This window comes from Pararhizobium sp. LjRoot255, assembly GCF_964252905.1.
GTDB lineage: Bacteria > Pseudomonadota > Alphaproteobacteria > Rhizobiales > Rhizobiaceae > Pararhizobium.
Map to the genome: position 1 here is coordinate 1 of NZ_CAXUPQ020000014.1, position 1,550 is coordinate 1,550.

The window sequence follows — 1,550 nt, forward strand, 5'->3', positions numbered from 1 at the left end:
CTTGAGATCCCATCAGGGGTGAGTAGCGGCCTGCACCGTGGCAGGGTGAGGTCGCTAGAAAACTCTCTGGAGGCCAATCATGCCGATGACAGCAGATCAAACTCAAGCACAGACCGCTACCCTCATCGATCTTGGAGCAATTTTCGTCTCGTTGGAATTGAGCAAATCGACATGGCTCGTGACAGCTCTATCGCCGGGAAGTGAAAAGATGTCTCGCCATACAGTTACCGGAGGCGATATCGCCGGCTTGTTCTCGTGTTTTGCCGCCCTTCGCCAGAAAGCCCAGCGGCGCGAGGCGAGGCTTTTTCCGCTGGTGGTGATCCAGGAGGCCGGACTTGATGGCTTCTGGCTGGGGCGCGTTCTCAGCAAGGAAGCCTGGATCGAGAGCCATATTGTGGAAGCTGCATCTATTGCCATGCCGCGCCGCCATCGCCGGGCAAAGACGGATCGGATCGACGGGGAAACACTGATACGCGCTTTGATGGCCTGGAAACGCGGCGAGCCGCGTGCGTGCTCGATGGTCAAACTTCTCACCTCCGAGCAGGACGACAACCGTCGGATCGGGCGGGAGCGGAAAACTCTGATTGCGGAACGTGTTTTCCACGTCAATCGCATCAAGGGACTGCTCTTTACACAAGGAATACGAGATTACGAGCCTTTGCGCCGTGATCGCCGTCAGTGTCTGGACGAGCTTCGAACTGGCGATGGCAGAGTGCTGTCCAAGCATCTCAAAGCCGAAATTTGCAGAGAACTCGATCGTCTGGAATTGCTGCTAACGCAAATCAAGGCCGTGGAAGCAGAGCGAGATGCGTTGATCGTCCGCGAGACACCGGAAACACCGGCTAGAGCGGTCGCGCTTTTGAAGGTCAGAGGAATTGGTCCCGAGTTCGCGACGATACTCTACACGGAAGGTTTGTTCCGACACTTTGATAATCGACGGCAAATTGCATCTTACGCGGGCCTCGCCCCCTCCCCCTGGCAAAGCGGTAACATCAGTCGCGAGCAAGGAGTCTCGAAGGCGGGAAACCCGCGACTACGAGCGACAATGGTCGAACTCGCCTGGCTATGGTTGCGGCATCAACCGAAATCGGCGTTAACGTTATGGTTCAAGGAACGCATCGCACGCAATGCCGGCCGCCTTAAAACGCCGATGATAGTAGCGCTGGCCCGTAAGTTGCTGGTTGCACTCTGGAAGTACGTGAACTCCGGCGTCGTAATTGAAGGGGCAATCATGAAAACTGCCTGAAACACAAACTGCTGCGAAACACCGTTTCTAATCCTCAGGGCCTGATCAGTCCTGACGGATCCAGGTGAACGGACCGGGGATCCTTTTGGCTTTAAACGCCGACCTTGAGTTTGGCCCCGTTCTCCTGAGCCCGTGCCCGTCGAAAGCGGGATAATGGTGCAGCCGCCAAGAACGGCGACCGGATGTGAGGTTGTATAGGCCTGAGAATGGGCCGGTAAATGCTATGGGCTCAGACCGTGGATCCGCCTATCACGGAGAAATACGATGCCAGTCGAATGAACAATTGACAAAAGTCCTGATGTGA

1 protein-coding gene is annotated in these 1,550 nt (G+C 56.0%); it reads left to right on the forward strand.

Going from position 1 to position 1,550, the window contains the following annotated elements:
- The first annotated feature begins 79 nt into the window (after window positions 1-79).
- Window positions 80-1,246, forward strand: coding sequence for an IS110 family transposase (locus ACSQ2W_RS27320; RefSeq protein WP_436087318.1), 1,167 nt, complete (start codon window positions 80-82; stop codon window positions 1,244-1,246).
- Window positions 1,247-1,550: the final 304 nt, after the last annotated feature.

What these genes read in the sequence shown, in the direction of transcription:
- ACSQ2W_RS27320 (WP_436087318.1), top strand. Translation starts at nt 80, where the DNA reads ATGCCGATGACAGCAGATCAAACTCAAGCACAGACCGCTACCCTCATC.